Genomic DNA, 18,278 nt, shown 5'->3' on the forward strand with positions numbered 1-18,278 from the left:
GTTGTGCGGTTGTTCGGTTCATGCTTCCGGGGCGACCACGGCCGTGGCGCCCGATATCTGTACCACGGTCACCCGGGTGCCCGGTTCGATCCGCTGGCCTTCGGCGACGCTGCGGGCCGACCACACGGCGCCGTCGAGCTTCACCTGGCCGCCCTCACCGTTCACAGTGGACAGTACGACACCGTGCGTGCCGATGAGTGCCTCCGGGCCCATTTTGATCTCGGGCGTGTGCAGGAAGCGCCGTTTGAGCGCCGGGCGGGCGAGCCACAGCAGCGCAGTCGAGGCCACGGCGAACACGACGACGTCGATGATCGGGTTGCCGGTGAACAGCGCGGCCCCGGCGCCGAAGAGCGCACCGCCGCCGAGCATCAGCAGGACGAGGTCGCCGGACAGAACCTCGGCGGCCATCAATGCGATGGCCACGATCAGCCAGATCAGCGCCGGTGTCATGGCACTCATCGTGGCAGATCGTGACCGGTCGCAGCCAGTGAACACGCGAAAAGGCCCGTGGCCGGACCAGCGGCTCAGTCCTCCGGCAGGGTCACGAAGTCGATCAGCCGCTCGACGGCACCGATGAGCGGGGTCTCCAGGTCGCGGAAGCTGGACACCGCGCCGAGCACCCGCTGCCAGCCTTCCCACGGCTCACCCCAGCCGAGCGCGGCGCAGATGCCTTCCTTCCACGGCAGCCCGCGTGGCACGACGGGCCATTCCCGGATGCCGACGGCGGCGGGCTTCACGGCCTGCCAGATGTCGACGTACGGGTGACCGGTGACCAGCACGTGCTCGTCGGTGATCGCGTCGACCAGCCTCGATTCCTTGCTGCCGGCGACCAGGTGGTCGACCAGGACACCGAGCCGCCGCCCCGGTCCGGTGCCGAACTCGTCGATGCGCCCGGCGAGCACGTCCACCCCGTCGAGCGGTTCGACCACCACGCCTTCGACGCGCAGGTCGTGTCCCCAGACGCGTTCGACCAGCTCGGCGTCGTGCTTGCCTTCGACCCAGATACGCGAGTCGCGGGCGGTGCGCGCCCGGAGGCCTTCGACCCGGACCGAGCCGGACGCGGAGATCGTGCGGGCCGGTTTCGCGACGGCTTGGGGCGGCACGAGCGTCACCGGTTTGCCGTCGAGCAGGAAGCCCGCGCGGCTGAGCGGGAACACCCGATGCTTGCCGCGGCGGTCCTCCAGCACGACGTTCCCGTACTCCAGCCGGACCACGGCGCCGCAGAACCCGCTGCCGGGTTCCTCGACCACCAAGCCGGGTTCGGCCGTGACCTCCGGGATCTTCCGCTTACGCGGCCCGGCGAACACGTCGTTATACGAATGGGAACGCACGATCGCGACGGTAGCGCCGGATTCACGCCCGGGTCGCGCCGCCACGCCGGGGCGCGAACACGAAGACGGCGACCACGGCGCCGGTCGCGACGAGTCCGGCCGCGACCCAGAACGCCAAGCGGTAGCCCGATGTAAGCGCTTCCAGTGAGCCACCGCGGGTCGCGGCCAGCACCGCCAGGGTGGACAGCCCCAACGCGCCACCGACCTGTTGCGTCGTGTTGAACAGCCCGGACGCCAGACCGGTGTCCTCGGGCCGCGCGTCGCTCATGCCCAGCGCCATCAGCGCCGGCATGGCGAGCCCGAAGCCGAATCCCAGCACCAGCATCGCGGGCAGCAGGTCGAGCACGTAGTACCCGTCGACGGGGATCCGGGCCAGCAGCGCGAGACCACCCGCCATCAGGACGAGACCGGTCAGCAGCACGGCCCGTTCGCCGAACCGGTGTGTGACCCGCGCCGACACGGCGAGCGAGACCACCGCGATCACGACGGCCACCGGGAGCATCGCGAGCCCGGTCTGTTCGGCGGAGAAGCCGAGTACCTGCCGCAGATACAGCACGACGAGGAACTGGAAACCGAACGCGGCCGAGACCAGCAGCAGCTGCACCACGTTCGCGCCGGAAAGCGTGCGGGAGGCGAACAACCGCAGTGGCAGCAAGGGGTTCGCCGTTCTGGCCTGCCGGAGGAGGAACGCGGCGAGCAGCACCAGGGACAGCGCACCGAGCAAGACCGAGCGGGCGCCGTCCATTTCGACGATCGCGTACACCCCGAGCATGAGGGCGACGGTGACCAGCGCGGCGCCGAGCACGTCCGCCCCGGCGCGCAGGCCGAGGCCCTTGTCCGCGTCGAGGACGCGGAGCGCGGCGAGGCCGGCCACGATCCCGATCGGCAAGTTGATCAGGAAGATCCAGTGCCAGCTGACCGCCTCGGTGAGCACCCCGCCGGCGACGCTGCCGATCGACCCGCCCGCGGCCTGCACGAAGCTGAACGCGCCGATCGCCTTCGCGCGGGCGCGGGCCTCGGGGAACAGGCCGACGATCATGCTCAGCACCACCGCGGACGAGGCCGCGCCGCCGATGCCCTGCAGGAACCGGGCAGCGATGAGGATCCCGGAGTTCCAGGCCAGCCCGCACAGCAGCGACGCCACGGTGAACAGGGTCATCCCGGCGAGGAACACCCGGCGGCGGCCGGCGAGGTCACCGAGCCGGCCGGTGAGCAGCAGCAGCCCGCCGAACGCGATCAGGTACGCGTTGACCACCCAGGCGAGCCCGGCCTGGCTGAAGCCGAGATCGTCGCGGATCGACGGGAGCGCGACGTTCACTATCGTCTGGTCGAGCACGATCATCAGCGTCTGCGCGCACAGCACGGCCAGCGCGAGCCGTCGCCGCCGTTCGGTGCCGAGCCCTGTTTCAAGCATCTGACCTCCAAGAGGACACGATCTGTAACAGTGCTCATCGTCTGTGCCTGTGCGATGCTGGGGAAGAAGGCAGTTTCGTGTGCCACCGGCACATCGATGTGACCGTCCAGCTCGGGAAGGTGCGCTGTGACCCAGACCACGGTGGAGACCGCGAGCAGGCTCGCCGAGGCCTGCCCGATCGTCGAGGTGCTCGACCACGTCGCGGGCAAGTGGAGCGTCGGCATCATCGTCGCCGCGGCCGACGGGCCGATCCGCTTCACCGAACTGGAGCGCGCGGTCGACGGCATCAGCCGCCGGATGCTGACGCTCACCCTGCGCAAGCTGGAGCGCGACGGGCTGCTCGTCCGCACCGTGTATCCAACGGTGCCGCCGAAGGTCGAGTACACGCTGACCGAGATGGCCCGCGAGCTGTACTCGTCCTTGCGGGGCCTGCTCGACTGGGCCGAACGTCACCGGGGCGAGATCGCGCAGGCGCGTGCCGCGTACGACGTGAAGAGTTAGAGACTCGCGGCGAGCGCGAGCATCCGGTCGGCGTAGTCGGACGATCCGTCGCGGCGCAGCGGGCGGATCGCGAGAAGCACGGCGAGGGCGCGGCACCAGCGGGCGACGCGGTCCGCGGGTTGCGACGGCAGCGCGGCGATGGCGTCGTCGAACTCGCGGTCGGAGCGCAACACCCAGTCCACGGCGTCGAAGGCAGGGTCACCTACGCACGGGCGCGGGTCGATGACGTAGAGACCGTCCGAGCCGGCGAGGACGTTGCCTGGGTGCAGGTCCCCGTGCACGAGCGCGCGCGGGCCGTCGGCCGCCAGCTCCAGCGACGCGGCCCGTGATGCCGCCATCAGACGTGGTTCGATCACGCCTTCGGCCGCGCGGTCGGCGAGGTCGAACATGAAGGTGACGCGGTCGGTGAGGGTCGGGAACCCGTCGGGCGCCGGGACGGCGTGCAACTGCGGCAAGAGCGCGTCGATCTCGGCGTGAGTCCAGCCGCGTTCGGTGAGCGGCGTGCCGGGCTCGACGCCCGCCAGGAGGATCGCGCCCGCGTCGAGATCCGTGTCGAGGACGTCCACCACGCGCGGGCAGTCCCGCCAGGCGCGCAGGGCGGCCGCTTCGGTCGCCGCGATGTCGCGTTCCGGGGTTAGTTTCAGCACCGCCAGCTCGCCGTGATCGTTGCGGCACAACAAGGTCCGGCTGGTGTTTCCGGCGGCGGCCCGTTCGATTCTCAGGCCCCAGCGCCGCGTCAGCTTCTCGACGAGATCGGGCAGTCCGTCGCACCAGGCGCTGACTCCGGGACCGAACCGGTCGACGAGCCGGGCGCGCGCTTCGTCGTCGAGGATCAGAACAGCGGCCACGGGATGGCGCGCCAGTCGTCGCCCGGCTCCGGGAACACTCCCGCCGCCAGCAGGGCCTCGGCGCGGTCCGCGATAGCCTCGATTTCCAGGCCCGTCAGGTGGGTGGCCAGCTCCTCGCCCAGGGAACCGTAGATCTTCTCCGGCAGCGCGCGCAGTTTCTCCACCGCCTCGCCCGGCAGCGGCTCCCCGATCCAGCCCCACAGCACGGTCCGCAGCTTCGGCTCGACGTGCAGGCAGATGCCGTGGTCCACGCCGTAGATCCGGCCGTCGGTGCCGGCGAGCACGTGCCCGCCCTTGCGGTCGGTGTTGTTCGCGATGATGTCGAGGATCGCGAGGTCCCGCACACCGGGGTGGTCGGCGTGGGTCAGCACCGCGGGGTCGCCGAGCCGGTCGTGCGCGTGCAGCACGACGCGCCAGTCCGGCGGCACGTCCGCCGGCGCGCGCACGTCGATCAGCTCCTCCTCGGACGTCTCGATCCACAGCTGCACCATGCCCACGCCGAACGGGCCGTCGCGCAGGACCGTCGGCGGGATGCTGCCGAGACCGGACGCGTCGGACAGCAGGTAGGTCGCGACCTCGCGGCCGGCGAGCGTGCCGTCCGGGAAGTCCCACAGCGGGCGCTCCCCGTTGACCGGCTTGTACACGGCGTTGGCGCACATGCCGTCGAGCTCGACCGAGCAGTACAGGGTGACGTTGGACGCGTCCACCAGCCGGCCCTCGACGTCCAGCTTGCCGTGGGCGATCAGGTGTTTCGCGGCGGGATCGGTGGGCTTCGGGGATTCGGGCACGGCCGCTAGTCCCCGGCCAGGTCGGTCTCGCGGCGGTAGCCGTTCTGCCGCGGGCAGATGTGGCCGGCCGGGTCGAGCGGTTCACCGCACAGCGGGCACGGTTTGCGCCCCGCGTTGACGACCCGGTCAGCGCGCTCGGCGAACGCGCGGGCCGCGGCGGGCGAGAGGAACACACGCACCGCGTCGGGGCCCTCTTCGGTGTCGTCGAGCACGACCGTCTCGTCGACCTCGCCCTCGGTCATCGCGAGCAACTCGACCACGACGGCTTTGCTTTCGGCGTCCCAGCCCAGGCCCATCGTGCCGACGCGGAACTCCTCCTCGACCGGCACGGTGAGCGGGTCGACGTCGACCAGCTCGTCCGGGACCTCGTCGGGCACATCGGCGCCGAACCGGCTGGCCACCTCCTCCAGCAGCGAGGCGAGACGCTCGGCGAGCACCGCGACCTGCTGTTTTTCGATGGTGACGCTGATGGTGCGGACATCCTCGGACGCCTGCAGGTAGAAAGTGCGGTCTCCTGGCTCCCCGACGGTCCCTGCGACGAACCGGTCGGGCTGGCGGAAGACGTGGATTACACGAGCCATGGCACCCTCGACCCTAAGCCACCACACCATGATCGGCATCCGCCGCCCCAAGGAACACATGAATGTCACTTGCTTGCCGGTGCGGGTAGCGGAACCCGAGGCGGCCCCTCGCTCCGGGATCGCCTCCTCATGTATGCCAATACACCACGTCGGCGCTGTCCTCGCGAGGAACCACCTCAGAACCCGCGGCGGTGCAAGGTGACGGCCTGGTGAAAGCGGCTCACGCCGCTGATGTGGAGCCGGTCACCCTCGCCTGCCGACTAGAGTGCGGCTGGTGCCTCGAACCTCACCGTATGGGACCTGGAGCTCACCGATCAGTGCGGCGGACGCCGCGGCGGCCGGGGGCGGTGCGCAGTGGCTCGACGTGGTCGACGGCCAGGTGTGGTGGGCGGAAGCGCGACCGGCCGAGGGCGGGCGGCTCGCGCTGGTCCGGGCCGACGGCACCGAAATGCTCCCCGCACCCTGGAACGCCCGGAACCGCCTGCACGAATACGGTGGCCGCCCCTGGCTGGTGATCGGCCGGTCCCTGTACTTCACGCACTGGGACGACCAGCGCGTCTACCTCCGCGACCTGGACACCGGCGACGTTTCACCCGTAACCCCGGAACCCGCGACACCACAAGGAGTCCGCTTCGGCGACCTCCGCCGCGGCACCGGCGGTGAGGTGTGGGCGGTCCGCGAAACGAGCACCGGGCCGCGGCGTACCGACGTCCGCCGCGATCTGGTCGCGTTCGCGTACAGCGAAATCCGGACGCTCGCCGCGAGCCACCATTTCCTGACCGCACCACAGCTGTCGCCGGACGGGCGGCATGCCGCGTGGCTCGGCTGGAACCATCCCGCGATGCCGTGGGACGAAACGGAACTCTGCGTGGCCGAGGTGCGACTCGACGGCACCTTCGGCCCGCACCGGGTACTCGCCGGCGGCGCCGGGGTTTCGGTGTGCCAGCTGGAATGGGAGTCCCCGTCGAACCTGCTCGCGCTCGCCGACCCGGACGGCTGGTGGAACCTGCACCGCATCGCGCTCGACGGCACCACCGCGAACCTGGCGCCGGTGGCGCGGGAACTCGGTGGCGCGCTGTGGAAGAACGGCTCGCGCTGGTTCGTGCCGCTGGGCGAGGGCCGGTACGCGATCCTCGACTCGGGGCGGCTCGCCGTGCTGGACGAGCACGCGGGCACGGTCACCGGTGGCGCGCCGGAGCTGACGCACTGGGCGCAGGCGCTCGCCGCGGTCGACGGCGGGGTCGCGGGCATCGCGTCCGGCGCGGACCGGGAAACCGCTGTCGTGCAAGTGAATCTCGCGTCCGGCGAGGTCACCACGATCGCCCCGGGCGCGGAGGCGCCGCCCGCGCCGTATCTGCCGACGCCGGAAGAGCGGGTGTTCACCGGCCCGGACGGCGAGCGGATCCCGGCCTACCTCTACCCGCCTGCCAACGCCGATTTCGTGGCGCCGGACGGGGAACTGCCGCCGTATGTCGTGCATGTCCACGGCGGGCCGACCGGCCGCAACTTCCCGGTCCTCGACCTGAACTTCGCGTACTTCACCAGCCGCGGCATCGGGGTGGTGGCCGTCAACTACGGCGGCTCCACCGGGTACGGCCGCGCGTACCGCGAGCGGCTGCGGGAACAGTGGGGCGTCGTCGACATCCGCGACTGCGTCACGGTGGCCCGGGCGCTCGTCGCCGAGGGGCTCGCCGATCCGGACCGGCTGGCGATCCGCGGCGGCAGCGCGGGCGGGTTCACCTCCGCCGCCGCCATGACGACCGAGCGCACGTTCGGCGCGGGCACGATCAAGTACCCGATCCTCGACCTGGCCGGCTGGACCGGTGCGGACGGCGAAACCCACGACTTCGAGTCCCGCTATCTCGACGGGCTCGTCGGGCCACTGCCCGAGACCCATCAGCGTTACGCCGAGCGCTCCCCCATCACCCACGCGCACGAACTCGCCGGGCCGGTGCTGTTCCTGCAGGGCCTCGACGACCAGATCTGCCCTCCGGACCAGGCCGACCGGTTCGTGAAATCCTTGCGCGGCAAGGGAATCCCGCACGCGTACCTAACCTTCGAAGGCGAGCAGCACGGCTTCCGCAAGGCGGAGACGATCATCGCCGCGCTCGAGGCCGAACTGTCGTTCTACGGCCAGGTGTTCGGGTTCGACACCCCGGGCGTGCCGAAGCTGGAGCTGCGCCGGTGAACGCCCTGCACGCCGGGGACACGGTCGCGCTGGTCACGCCCGCCGGTCCGGTCCGGCCGGAGCTGCTGGACCAGGCGACTGCCGCGCTGGAGGGCTGGGGCCTGACGGTCAAGCGGTTCGCGTCGGCCGGGAACCAGCACCCGGTGTTCCGCTATCTCGCCGACACCGACGAGCGCCGTGCGGCCGACTTCCAGACCGCGTGGCTGGATCCCGCGGTGTCCGCGGTGATCTCCGCCCGCGGCGGGTACGGCACGCAGCGGATGCTCGACCTGCTCGACTGGGACGCGTTGCGGGCGGCCGGGCCGAAGGTCTTCACCGGCTCCAGCGACGTCACCGCACTGCATCAGGCGATCGCGGCGCGGCTCGGCCTGCCGACGGTGTTCTCGCCCATGCCCGGCGGTTCCCTGTGGGACGACGGGTCATCCGCTCACCTGCACCGCGTGCTGTTCGACCCGGCGGCACCGGTCGTCGTCCACGCACCGGAAGCGCTGGTCCCGGGAACGGCTGAGGGAACGACCACCGGCGGCAACCTGAGCCTGCTCGCGGCGGGCGTCGGCACCCCCGAACACCGCGCGCCCGCGGGTGCGATCGCGATCCTCGAGGACGTCGCCGAGGCCCCGTACCGCCTGGACCGGATGCTGACCCAACTGCTGCGCGGCGGCTGGTTCGCGGGTGTCACCGGGATCGTGCTCGGCTCATGGACCCGTTGTGGCGACCTGGATGTGGTGCGGTCGGTGATGCTCGACCGGCTCGCGCCGCTCGGGGTGCCGGTGCTGTGGGAGGCCGGGTTCGGGCATCTGCCCGGCTCGGTGACCATTCCGCTCGGCGTGCCCGCCACCATCGACGGCCGGACGCTGACCTGTGGATCCTGAAACCCGGTTCGCCGCCGCCCGCGTCGCGCGGCTCGCCACCGCCGACGCCGCGGGCGTGCCGCATCTGGTGCCGGTGACGTTCGCACTCGACGGCGGCGAGATCGTGTTCGCGGTCGACCACAAACCCAAGCGCGGCACCGACCTCCGGCGACTGCGCAATATCGCCGCCAACCCGGCGGTCAGCTTCCTCGCCGACTTCTACGACGAGGACTGGGCGCGCCTGTGGTGGGTCCGCGCCGACGGCGTCGCCCGCATCCTCGACTCGTCACCGGGCGCGGTGGAAGCCTTGCGGGCCAAGTATTCCCAGTACCGCGAGCGCCCACCGGAAGGTCCGGTGGTGCGCACCGCGGTCACGTCGTGGCGGAGCTGGTCGGGGGCGTGACCACACCACCCTCGGCAACCGAGGCCGGTTCCGCGGTCTGCCGCCGCCAGGCCCCGATCAGGCCCAGCGGGTCCGGGCGCAGCAGCGACGCGGCGGCGTACACGCCGAGCGCGATCGTCAGCGCGACGTACCACCAGTCGTAGACGGCCTGCTCGCCCGTCGGGTAGTAGGCCATCACCAGGAACACCGCGACCCCGACCACGATCGCCAGATGCCGGCGACGCCACGGGAACGCCGAGAGGACCACGAAACCCCAGGTGAGATACCAGGGCAGGGTCGGCGGCGCGAGGATCGCGGTGGCCAGCAGCGTCATCGCCATCCGGAAGATCGCGTCGTTGCCGCCGAAGCGCGCCTTCCACCACTGCCACACCCCGAACGCCGCGAGGCCCACCCACGCGATGTCGCGGGCGACCGTGATGAACGGGGACACCGGCGCGTTGATCACCAGGTGCACCATGGTGTGGAAGATCTGGCCGACACCGGTCGGGAAGTTCACCCAGTTCGTCACCAGCGTCGGCGCCTGCAGGCCGGTGACCCAGCCGAGGTTGAACGAGCCGAGCGACACCCAGGTGCCGGCCACGAACACGACCACGAAGAGCCCGACCGAGATCGCGCCGGCCTTCAGGAAGTTCCGGGTCCGGCTCTCGCCGGGCAGGTGGTTGGCCCAGACCCAGACCAGGAACGGCAGCGCGACCGCCGCGGTCGGCTTGATCAGCATGCCGAGGGTGACCAGCACGACGGCGAGCGCGTGCTTGCGTTCCAGCGCGGCGAGCACGCCGACGGTGAGGAAGCCGAGCATCATCAGGTCGTTGTGCGGGCCGCCGACGAGGTGGATCACTGTCATCGGGCTGGCCACGGCGAGCCACAGCGTGATCGGCAGCTTGCCGCCGAGGTGGCGCACCAGCCGCGGCAGGGCCCACACCATCGCGCCGAGGCCGAGCAGCAGGACCAGCCGGGTGACGATCACCCCGGCGATCACGTTGTCGCCGGTGAGCGCGACGATTCCCTTCGCCACCAACAGGAACAGCGGGCCGTAGGGGGCCGGCGTGGTCTGCCACACCGGGTGCACGTTCTGCACGATGTCGGGCAGGATCTCCAGCTCCGCCGGGCCGTGCGCGTACGGGTCGAGCCCGTGCAGCAGCTGCGCGCCCTGGCCGAGATAGGAGAAGACGTCGCGGGTGAACAGCGGCGGCGAGATCAGCAGCGGGCCCATCCAGCAGGCCGCGGCGATCAGGATCGGACGGCTGCCGATCCGCCCGGCGAGCATGTACCGGCCCAGCCGCACCCACGCCCAGACCACGAGCCCGAACCCGGCGTAGAGCACGGCGTTCGCGAGCATCCGGCCGTGCCCGTAGCGCAGCCAGGACAGCGGGCCGGTGCCGATGACCGGGTCGCGGATCAGGATGCCGCCCGCGCCGAGGGCGCCCAGCAGGAGCAGCACACTGCCGATGGTCCCCATCGAGATCGTGCGATAGGGAAAGCGTGAGGGCACGCGCGACGTTGCCGGGGGCGCCTCGGCGGGCGCCCCGGTGGCCAGCGGAACGTCCGGCGCGGGGTCAGTGGTGGTCGCCATTTCGCCTTCGGAGATTACACACCGCGCCGGGACGGATTCGCGGCGGCGGCGGTTTGGCTCTGCCGTCAGGTACCGAGCCGGCCGACAGTCACGGCCATCGGCGAAACGTAGGCCAGCTGCCGGTTGATCGGTTCTGCCTACTTTTCGGCCGGCTCGGTAGCGCCCGGCAACGCGGCGAGTAAAGCCTTTGTGTAGTCGTGCGCCGGAGTGAGCAGGACCTCCTCGACCGTGCCCACCTCCACCAGCTCCCCGCGGTACATCACCGCGACCCGGTCGGCGATGTTCCAGGCGAGCCCGAGATCGTGTGTGATGACCAGTCCGGCCAGGCCCAGCTCGCGGCGGAGGCGCAGCAGCAGGCCCAGGATCTCGCCGCGGACCGACGCGTCGAGCGAGGCCACCGGCTCGTCGGCGACGAGCACGCTCGGCCGCAGCGCGAGCGCGCCGGCGATCACGACGCGCTGCCGCTGCCCGCCGGACAGCTCGTGCGGCAGGCGCGACAGGAACCGCTCCGCCGGGCGCAGCTCCGCCGATTCCAGCGCGTCGATGACGATCTGGCGTTCGTCGCCGGGCAGGCCGTGGATGCGCGGTCCTTCGGCGACCGCCTCGTACACGGTGTGCCGCGGATTGAGGGCGCTCGCCGGATCCTGCAGCACGAGCTGCACCTGGCGGCGGTACGCCTTGAGTCCGCGCGCGGTCAGCGGTGTGCCTTCGAACAGCACCTGGCCCGAGGTCGGTTTCTGCAGTCCCAGCAGCGTGCGGGCCAGGGTCGTCTTGCCCGAGCCGGACTGGCCGACGAGCGCGACGATCTCGTTGCGCCGCACCTCGAGATCCACCCCGGCAACGGCGTGCAGGGTGCCGTAGCTGACCCGCAGGTCCCGCGCCGCGAGCAGCACGTCCGGCGCGGGCGGGGTCTCCGGCTCCGGCGGCAGCGGCGTGCTCGTCGCCGGGGCGAAGCGCGAGACCGGATCGCCGACCGTCGGGAACGCGGCCGCGAGCGCGCGGGTGTGCTCGTGCTTCGGCGCGGCCATCAGCTCCTTGCCGGGGCCTTCCTCCACGACCTCGCCCTGGTACATCACGGCAATGCGCGCGCAGGTCGCGGCCAGCACGGACAGGTCGTGGCTGATCATGACCAGCCCGAGCCGCTGCTCGGCGACCAGGCGGCTCACCAGGTCCAGCACCTGCGCCTGCACGATGACGTCCAGCGCGGTGGTCGGCTCGTCGGCGATGATCAGCCGCGGCCGGCAGGCCAGCGCCATCGCGATCATCACCCGCTGTTTCTGCCCGCCCGACAGCTCGTGCGGGTACGCCCCGGCGCGCGCGACCGGCAGATCCACCTGGTCGAGCAGGTCCGCCACGCGTGCGCCGACTTCGGCTTCGGACAGCGGTTTCTCCGCGTGCAGCCGGATCGGCTCGGCGATCTGCGCGCCGATCCGGCGGACCGGGTTGAGCGCGTGCATGGCGCCCTGGAACACGATCGACGCCTCGGCCCAGCGCACGGCGCGCAGCCGGCCCCAGCGCATCGTGGTCACATCTTCGCCGTCGAGCAGGATCTCGCCGGACACGCGCGCGGACTTCGGCAGCAGCCGCAGCACGCTCATCGCGACCGTCGACTTGCCCGAGCCCGACTCCCCCGCCACACCGAGCGTGTCGCCGGGCTCCAGACGCAGGTGCACGTCGCGAACGGCCTCGATCTCACCGCTGCCGGTGCGATAGGTGACGCCGAGATTCTTCAGTTCCAGCAAGGGACTCATGAATGTCCCTTCAGGCGCGGGTTCACGACGGTCTCCAGTGCGCGGCCGACGAGGGTGAAGCACAGCACGATCACCACGATCGCGAGCCCGGGCGGCAACAGGTACCACCACGCGCCGCCGGTCACCGCACCCGAGGACAGCGCGCGCTGCAGCATCGAGCCCCAGGACACCGCGCTCGGGTCGCCGAGGCCGAGGAACGACAGCGTCGACTCGGCGATGATCGAGTTGCCGACCACGAGCGTGGTGTTGGCCAGTACCAACGGAAGCACGCCGGGCAGCACGTGCTTGCCGACGATGTGCAAGTGCCCGCCGCCGAGCGCTTTCGCGCGCTCGATGTAGGGCCGGCTCTCGATGGTCAGCGTCTGCGCCCGCACCAGCCGGGCCGTGGTGGGCCAGGACGTCACGCCGACGGCGAGGATGATCGTCGCGATCCCTTGCGGCAGCACGGTGGACAGCGCGATCGCCAGCACCAGCGAGGGCAGCACGAGGAAGAAATCGGTGAGCCGCAACAGGATCCCGGCCACCCAGCGACCGAAATGCCCGGCCGCGATGCCGACGATCGTGCCGATCAGCACCGACAGGATCGTCGCGGCGAACCCGACGAGCAGCGAAACCCTGGCACCCCACAGGGTCAGCAACAGCACCGAGCGGCCGTCGATGTCGGTGCCCAGCGGGAATCGCCCGCTCGGTGGCTGGAGCGGGCGGCCCGGCGCGTTCGTCACGTCGAGGCCGGACGGGTCGGTGATCACCGGCGCCAGCACGGCGAGCAGCACGATCACCGCGAGGATCACGAGACCGGCCAGTCCCCCGCGGTTCGCGGCGAACTCGCGCCACACGCCCGCGGCCGCCGCGCGCCGGCGCTGCCAGACGATCGCCGCGGTCACCGGGCACGCACCCGCGGGTCGAGCACCCGGTAGAGCACCTCGGCGATCAGGTTCATCACGATCACCGAACCGGCCAGCACCAGGAAGACTCCTTGCAGCAGCGGGAGATCCGGCACCCGCAACGCCTCGTAGGTGAGCAGCCCGAGGCCGGGCCAGGAGAACACGGTCTCCACCGTGACCGTGCCCGACACGACCATGCCGAACTGCAGGAACACCAGCGTGACCGTCGGCAGCAGCGCGTTGGGCACCGCGTGCCGGCGGCGCACCAGGTCGTCGCGCAGCCCCTTCGCGCGCGCCGTCGTCAGGTACTCGGCGTCCATCTCGCCCAGCAGCGACGAGCGCATCACCAGCATGTACTGCGCGTACAGGACCGCCAGCAGGGTCACGCACGGCAGCACCAGGTGGTAGGCGATCGTGCCGGCCTGGGCGAAGAACCCGGGCCCGGCGTCGGGCGAACGCATGCCACCGCTGGGGAACAGTCCGTGCGTCGCGATGAGTAGCAGCAGGCCGAGCCAGAACTGCGGCACCGACCACAGCGTCAGCGCGATCCCGGTCTGCGTGCGGTCGAACGCGCTGCCCCGCCGCCACGCCGCGCGCACCCCGAGCCACAGGCCGATCGTGACCGCCAGCAGCGTGGCTGTGCCGACCAGCAGCAGCGTCGGCCAGAACCGTTCGGCGATCAGGTCCGCGACCGGCCGGTTGTAGCCGAACGAGGTGCCGAGGTCGCCGCGGGCGAGACCGCCGACGTAGTCCAGGAACTGCTGCCACAGCGGCTTGTCCACGCCGAGCCGGGCCCGCAGGTCCGCGATCTGCTCGGGGCTGGTCGGCCGGTCCTTGGTCAGCGTCGAGACCGGATCGCCGGGGATCAGGCGGAACAGCAGGAAACCCAGCGCGGCGACGAGCAGCAGGCTGGTGACCGCCCCGCCGAGCTTGCCCAGCAGGAACCGCGCGGTGCCGGTTCTCCCCGGACGCTCGTCGGGGTCGATCAGCTCGGCGGCGGCGAGCGTGTCCGTCACACCTACTCCTGGTCGTCGGCGGACTTCTTGCGCCGCGACAGCCCGACCCCGGCGCCGATCACGACGATCACCGCGGCGCCGATCCCGACCCAGGCACCGGCGGGCAGCCCGCCGCTATCGCTGCCGCCGTCGGCGGGTGTCGCGCCGTAGAAGCCCCAGTAGCCGCTCTGCTCCATGATGTTGCCGGAGCCGGCCGGCTGCTTCGGGAAGCTCGTGAACCGGTCGGTGCGGAAGGCCTCCAGCGGGTTGTCGTAGTCGATCACGACGCTGGGCACCTGGTCGTAGTAGCGGGCCTGCGCCTGCTTCACCAGATCCGCGCGCTTCGCCGGGTCCAGCTCGGTGCTCTCCTGCTGGTAGAGCGCGTCGAACTGCGGGTCGCAGAAGAACGAGGCGCTACTGCTGCTGCCCGCGGTCGCCGGCAGGGCACCGCAGGACTGCTTGCCGAGCGTGTAGTCCGGGTCGGGGCTGGTGCCCCAGCCGGAGAACGCGAGATCGTAGGTGCCGGCGTTGCTGCGGTCGTCGACCTCGTTGTCCGACACCAGCTGTTTGGTGACCTTGATGCCGATCGCGCCGAGCCAGCTGACGACGTAATCGGAGCCGCGCTGGGCGAAGTCCTCGCTCGCGCGGCCGAGCAGCCGCAGTTGCAGGGGCTTGCCGTCCGGCCCTACGCGCGTGCCGTCGGCGCCCTTCGGGTAGCCGGCGGCGTCGAGCGCGGCGTTGGCCGCGGCCGGGTCGAACTTGTAGCGCTGCGCGTCGCTGGGGTCCCAGTGGTACTTCGGGTAGGAGGTGGGCAGCAGGCCTCCGCCGAGTTCGCCGTAGCCGCCGAGGACCTTGTCGATCAGCGTCCTCGGGTCGATCGCCTGCGCGATCGCCTTGCGCACGCGGACGTCCTTCAGCGCCGGGTTGCCGTCACCGATGGGCTGGTGGTCGAGGTTCTGCGCGCCCGGGTTGATCAGCAGCTCGCGGTAGCGGCGGCCGGTGGCCTTGTTGGTGGTGATGTTCGCTTCGCCCTGGAGCGCGTCGAACTGGGTCGAGGTGAGCCGGTTGACCAGGTCGACCTCGTCGTTGCGCAGCGCGTTCACCGCGGCGTCGGCGTTCTTGTAGCTGATGAACTGCAGCTCGTCGTACTTCGCCTTGCCACGCCAGTAGTCCGGGTTCGCCTTGAGCCGCACGAGCTCGTTCGGACGGTATTCGGTGATCAGGAACGGGCCGTCGCCGACCCCCACCACGGGCACGCCGTCGGTCTTGGCGTCGTCCATGTCGCTGATCCCGGCCCAGATGTGCTCGGGCACGATCGGCACGTCGATCGCGGTCATGCTCGCCTGCGGCACCTTGGTCCTGATGACCAGCGTGTGGTCGTCGGGCGCGGTGACGCTCGCGAAGTTCTCGACGTACGTGCCGTTGGCCTCCTGCGCCTTCTTGTCGGTCATGATCCGGTTGAACGTGAACGCCGCGTCCTTCGCCGTCACCGCCTGGCCGTCGGACCACTTCACGCCCTGGCGGATCTGGTACGTCCAGGTCAGCTTGTCGTCCGACGTCGTCCACGACGTGGCCAGGCCCGGGCTGGGCGTGTTGTCCTCGGCGGAGGGCAACGTCAGGAACTCCCACGCGAGCCGGCCGACCATGGTGCTCGACGCGAACGAGGCGAGGAACGGGTTGAGGTGGTCGACCTCCTGCACCAGCGCGACCCGCAGCACCTTGCCGCCCTGCTGCTGCGCCTGCGCCGGCGCCACGAACGGCCCCGCGACCAGCATCGCCGCGAGCAGCGGCACACCCACCCGCCATGATCTGAACATCGAAAATCGCACCAGGTCCCGCCTCTCCGTGGATCCCCCGAGGCGGAAAAGTAACCACATAGGCGTCTATCAGCGCAATATCTGACAACTGTTCGTTACATCGAGGTCTGAACCATTCACCGCCGCACCCGGTAGCGGAGATGCGTGACGTCGGGCGCCCGCAACTGCCGGACCAGCTCGAGCTCGATGTGCTGCGCGCCGAGGTTTTCGAACAGCCGGCGGCCCTCGCCGAGCAGGACGGGAATCAGGTGGATCTCCATTTCGTCGAGCAGCCCGGCGCGCAGCAGGCTCTGTCCGGCGCTCGCACCGTGCACCATCACGGCGCGATCACCCGCCGCGGCGCGTGCTTGCGCGGCGCAGTCCTCGACGCTGGTGACGAACCGAGCGCTGCCGGGCGGTACATCGCCGTCGTCGACGTGATGCGTGAGCACGAAGATCGGCACGCCGTCGTGGTGATCACCCTGCCAGCGCCCGGCGAGCTCGAACGTGCGCCGCCCGCTGATCACGGCACCGGTGGCCAGCGCCTCGCGGAACACCTGCCCGCTCGGGCCGTCCGACATCCGGTCGTCGAGCCACGACAACACCCGCCCGCCGCCCCGGCCGAGCGGGTGCTCGGGGCCGTCGTCCGGGCCGGTGACGAAACCGTCGAGCGACATCGTCATGTACAACACGATCCGTGCCATGGGGAGTGATCCAGTCATGGCGTTACGACCGCGGCGGCCTCACGAACTCATCGGCGGCGGCGCTGCTCGGGCAGTGGCGGCGGCGGATAGCCGAACTCCAGCACGGCTTGTGGGTTGACCTGGCCACCGAGGAAGCCGCGCAACTCGGGCCGCGCCTTCTGGGCCGCCTCCGGCCGCAGCAGGATCGCCACCGGGGCGCCCTGGACGCTGCTGGTGAGCAGCACCCGCTGCAGCGCGCGGCCGGTCTGCACCTGGCCGCGCACGGTGTCGGTGCGCGAGTTCAGCACGCCGAGCAGCCCGCCGGTGGGGCCGCCGGTCAGCCAGCCCGCCTCGGTCAGCCGGCGTTCCAGCGTGCCCACTTCGGCGGACGGGTCCAGCAGCACCAGCTCGCCCTCTTCCCGCGCCGCGGCCTGCACCAGCGCGTTCCGGACGCTCAGCGGCACCGTGCCATCCGGCAGCGGGCGGTGATGTTCGTGCCGCGCCGGGATGGCCCGCGCCAGCGCCCGCTCCCGCGCGTTCGGTGTGCAGGTGGCGCGGATCCACACCACGGCCACCAGCTCGGGCCGGGTGCGGTCGGGGAACAGGTCCACAGTGGCGGCGTGCCCGGCCGCCCGCAGCGCCAGCTGCATGTTGAGCACGGCGGCGCCGCACGCGGCCAGCGCCTCGCGGTCGCCGTCGTCGAGGAGCACGTCGATCCGGCCCCGGGCGGGCTCGGCCCGGAACGGGTGCTCGCCCTCGGGAAAAGCCCGTTCGGCGGCGGCGATCGCGGACCTGACGTAATCGGGTTCCGACAAAGTTCTGGGCATTGGGATACTGCTCTCTGAACGGAAGATCTGTGCGGTAATGCTCGCGCGCGCCGGCGGCGGCGCGGAAGTCCACGGCGTCCCTGCCTACGGGGTCTTTCTACTCTCTCCCGTGCCGTGGCTCCAGACCCTAGTCTGAGCGAATGTTCTTCAGCGACGGGAGGTCCGGTGACCCACGAGGCCGCCATCTTCGACTGTGACGGGCTGCTCCTGGACACCACCGCCGCGTGGGAACGGGCATTCCACGCGACCGCCGCCGAATTCGGGTTCGAACTTACCGCCGCGCACCTCGCCGCGCTTGTTGGCGCCTCGGTCGACAGCGGCGCCCGGCAGATCGCGGAATGGGCCGGCGCTCCCGCTGATTCGGGGCGCGACACGCTCGAGACCGCGTTGTCGGCGAGCCTGCGCGCGGGCCCGCCGGCCACCCTTCCCGGCGTCGCCGCGTTGCTGAACGAGCTGCACACCCGGCTGCCGCTCGCCGTGGCGTCGAACGCACCGGCCGGGATCCTCGTCGACGTGCTCAGCGGGGCGGGGCTGCTCTCCGCGTTCTCCGCCGTCGTCAGCGCCGCGGAAGCCGGGCAGCCGAAACCCGCGCCGGACGTGTATCTCGCGGCGTGCGACCGGTTGCGGGTCTCGCCCGGCCACGCCGTCGCGCTGGAGGACTCGTTCGCGGGCGCGACCGCGGCGCGGCGGGCGGGGCTGTCCCTGGTCGTCGCGACGCACGACGACTGGCCTGTCCGCACCCCGCTGCCGTGGCCGGGCCCGCCCGTGCTGTACGTGACGGGTCTCGATCACGCGGCGGTGCGCGGGCATCTGCTGGCGTGACTTTCCGTTGCCGCGGCGGGATGATGCGGGTTCACCGGAGGT

Annotated in this window: 18 protein-coding genes; 5 read left to right on the forward strand and 13 right to left on the reverse strand. The window is 71.2% G+C overall.

Features of this window, described 5'->3' with window-relative positions; genetic code table 11:
* Positions 1-18: 18 nt before the first annotated feature.
* From LOZ83_RS20520 to LOZ83_RS20530, 3 genes are all read right to left on the reverse strand, one after another.
* Positions 19-450 (reverse strand): NfeD family protein, encoded by a 432-nt coding sequence (locus LOZ83_RS20520; protein ID WP_236793499.1) that lies wholly within the window; start codon positions 448-450, stop codon positions 19-21.
* A 74-nt stretch (positions 451-524) separates the two neighbouring features.
* Positions 525-1,331, reverse strand: coding sequence for a DUF3097 domain-containing protein (locus LOZ83_RS20525; RefSeq protein ID WP_236792470.1), 807 nt, complete (start codon positions 1,329-1,331; stop codon positions 525-527).
* Between the two features lie 22 nt (positions 1,332-1,353).
* Positions 1,354-2,745, reverse strand: coding sequence for a DHA2 family efflux MFS transporter permease subunit (locus tag LOZ83_RS20530; RefSeq protein WP_236792472.1), 1,392 nt, complete (start codon positions 2,743-2,745; stop codon positions 1,354-1,356).
* Positions 2,746-2,871: 126 nt separating this feature from the next.
* On the opposite strand from LOZ83_RS20530, the gene LOZ83_RS20535 reads away from it, so the two are divergent.
* On the forward strand, positions 2,872-3,246 hold the full coding sequence (locus LOZ83_RS20535; RefSeq protein ID WP_236792474.1) for a helix-turn-helix domain-containing protein: 375 nt from the start codon (positions 2,872-2,874) through the stop codon (positions 3,244-3,246).
* On the opposite strand, the gene LOZ83_RS20540 is transcribed toward LOZ83_RS20535, so the two are convergent.
* From LOZ83_RS20540 to LOZ83_RS20550, 3 genes are read right to left on the reverse strand one after another with little or no spacing between them, the layout of a single operon-like run.
* Positions 3,243-4,094 (reverse strand): aminoglycoside phosphotransferase family protein, encoded by an 852-nt coding sequence (locus LOZ83_RS20540; protein WP_236792475.1) that lies wholly within the window; start codon positions 4,092-4,094, stop codon positions 3,243-3,245. The genes LOZ83_RS20535 and LOZ83_RS20540 overlap by 4 nt on opposite strands.
* Positions 4,079-4,882, reverse strand: a complete 804-nt coding sequence (locus LOZ83_RS20545) for an SCO1664 family protein (RefSeq protein ID WP_236792476.1) — start codon at positions 4,880-4,882, stop codon at positions 4,079-4,081. Before LOZ83_RS20545 ends, LOZ83_RS20540 begins: the two co-directional genes overlap by 16 nt.
* Positions 4,883-4,887: 5 nt before the next feature.
* Positions 4,888-5,463 (reverse strand): DUF3090 domain-containing protein, encoded by a 576-nt coding sequence (locus tag LOZ83_RS20550; protein ID WP_236792477.1) that lies wholly within the window; start codon positions 5,461-5,463, stop codon positions 4,888-4,890.
* 274 nt (positions 5,464-5,737) lie between these two features.
* On the opposite strand from LOZ83_RS20550, the gene LOZ83_RS20555 reads away from it, so the two are divergent.
* Genes LOZ83_RS20555 through LOZ83_RS20565 form a run of 3 tightly spaced genes read left to right on the forward strand, consistent with a single transcriptional unit; the run spans position 5,738 to position 8,905 of the window.
* Positions 5,738-7,651 (forward strand): prolyl oligopeptidase family serine peptidase, encoded by a 1,914-nt coding sequence (locus LOZ83_RS20555; RefSeq protein WP_236792478.1) that lies wholly within the window; start codon positions 5,738-5,740, stop codon positions 7,649-7,651.
* The gene (locus LOZ83_RS20560; protein WP_374202679.1) at positions 7,648-8,523 is read left to right on the forward strand and encodes an LD-carboxypeptidase; all 876 of its coding nucleotides are present in this window, start codon (positions 7,648-7,650) and stop codon (positions 8,521-8,523) included. Before LOZ83_RS20555 ends, LOZ83_RS20560 begins: the two co-directional genes overlap by 4 nt.
* On the forward strand, positions 8,513-8,905 hold the full coding sequence (locus LOZ83_RS20565; protein WP_236792479.1) for a TIGR03668 family PPOX class F420-dependent oxidoreductase: 393 nt from the start codon (positions 8,513-8,515) through the stop codon (positions 8,903-8,905). The genes LOZ83_RS20560 and LOZ83_RS20565 overlap by 11 nt, the downstream gene beginning before the upstream one ends.
* Here LOZ83_RS20565 and mptB read toward each other — a convergent pair.
* The 7 genes from mptB to LOZ83_RS20600 all read right to left on the reverse strand — a co-directional run bounded on the left by mptB (position 8,874) and on the right by LOZ83_RS20600 (position 17,414).
* Positions 8,874-10,478 carry a polyprenol phosphomannose-dependent alpha 1,6 mannosyltransferase MptB gene (gene mptB / locus LOZ83_RS20570; protein WP_236792480.1) on the reverse strand — a complete coding sequence of 535 codons (1,605 nt, stop codon included), beginning with the start codon at positions 10,476-10,478 and terminating at the stop codon, positions 8,874-8,876. The genes LOZ83_RS20565 and mptB overlap by 32 nt on opposite strands.
* 137 nt (positions 10,479-10,615) lie before the next feature.
* Positions 10,616-12,229, reverse strand: coding sequence for an ABC transporter ATP-binding protein (locus LOZ83_RS20575; RefSeq protein ID WP_236792481.1), 1,614 nt, complete (start codon positions 12,227-12,229; stop codon positions 10,616-10,618).
* Positions 12,226-13,113, reverse strand: a complete 888-nt coding sequence (locus LOZ83_RS20580) for an ABC transporter permease (protein WP_236792483.1) — start codon at positions 13,111-13,113, stop codon at positions 12,226-12,228. The genes LOZ83_RS20575 and LOZ83_RS20580 overlap by 4 nt, the downstream gene beginning before the upstream one ends.
* The gene (locus LOZ83_RS20585) at positions 13,110-14,129 is read right to left on the reverse strand and encodes an ABC transporter permease (RefSeq protein ID WP_236792484.1); all 1,020 of its coding nucleotides are present in this window, start codon (positions 14,127-14,129) and stop codon (positions 13,110-13,112) included. The genes LOZ83_RS20580 and LOZ83_RS20585 overlap by 4 nt, the downstream gene beginning before the upstream one ends.
* A 2-nt stretch (positions 14,130-14,131) precedes the next feature.
* Positions 14,132-15,925, reverse strand: coding sequence for an ABC transporter substrate-binding protein (locus tag LOZ83_RS20590; RefSeq protein ID WP_236792486.1), 1,794 nt, complete (start codon positions 15,923-15,925; stop codon positions 14,132-14,134).
* Positions 15,926-16,041: 116 nt separating this feature from the next.
* Complete coding sequence (locus tag LOZ83_RS20595) at positions 16,042-16,608, reverse strand: dihydrofolate reductase family protein (RefSeq protein WP_236792487.1); 567 nt, start codon at positions 16,606-16,608, stop codon at positions 16,042-16,044.
* Positions 16,609-16,655: 47 nt separating this feature from the next.
* The gene (locus LOZ83_RS20600) at positions 16,656-17,414 is read right to left on the reverse strand and encodes a hypothetical protein (RefSeq protein ID WP_236792489.1); all 759 of its coding nucleotides are present in this window, start codon (positions 17,412-17,414) and stop codon (positions 16,656-16,658) included.
* Positions 17,415-17,579: 165 nt separating this feature from the next.
* Between LOZ83_RS20600 and LOZ83_RS20605 the strand changes: the two genes are divergently transcribed.
* Positions 17,580-18,236 carry an HAD family phosphatase gene (locus LOZ83_RS20605; RefSeq protein WP_236792491.1) on the forward strand — a complete coding sequence of 219 codons (657 nt, stop codon included), beginning with the start codon at positions 17,580-17,582 and terminating at the stop codon, positions 18,234-18,236.
* The last annotated feature ends 42 nt before the right edge of the window (positions 18,237-18,278 follow it).

The organism is Amycolatopsis sp. GM8, assembly GCF_021653975.1.
Lineage (GTDB): Bacteria > Actinomycetota > Actinomycetes > Mycobacteriales > Pseudonocardiaceae > Amycolatopsis_E.

Bases quoted from the DNA above. Each gene is read 5' to 3' on its own strand.
- LOZ83_RS20520 (WP_236793499.1), bottom strand. From the start codon at position 450: ATGACACCGGCGCTGATCTGGCTGATCGTGGCCATCGCATTGATGGCC.
- LOZ83_RS20530 (WP_236792472.1), bottom strand. From the start codon at position 2,745: ATGCTTGAAACAGGGCTCGGCACCGAACGGCGGCGACGGCTCGCGCTG.
- LOZ83_RS20550 (WP_236792477.1), bottom strand. From the start codon at position 5,463: ATGGCTCGTGTAATCCACGTCTTCCGCCAGCCCGACCGGTTCGTCGCA.
- mptB (WP_236792480.1), bottom strand. From the start codon at position 10,478: ATGGCGACCACCACTGACCCCGCGCCGGACGTTCCGCTGGCCACCGGG.
- LOZ83_RS20575 (WP_236792481.1), bottom strand. From the start codon at position 12,229: ATGAGTCCCTTGCTGGAACTGAAGAATCTCGGCGTCACCTATCGCACC.
- LOZ83_RS20590 (WP_236792486.1), bottom strand. From the start codon at position 15,925: ATGTTCAGATCATGGCGGGTGGGTGTGCCGCTGCTCGCGGCGATGCTG.
- LOZ83_RS20595 (WP_236792487.1), bottom strand. From the start codon at position 16,608: ATGGCACGGATCGTGTTGTACATGACGATGTCGCTCGACGGTTTCGTC.
- LOZ83_RS20600 (WP_236792489.1), bottom strand. From the start codon at position 17,414: ATGCCCAGAACTTTGTCGGAACCCGATTACGTCAGGTCCGCGATCGCC.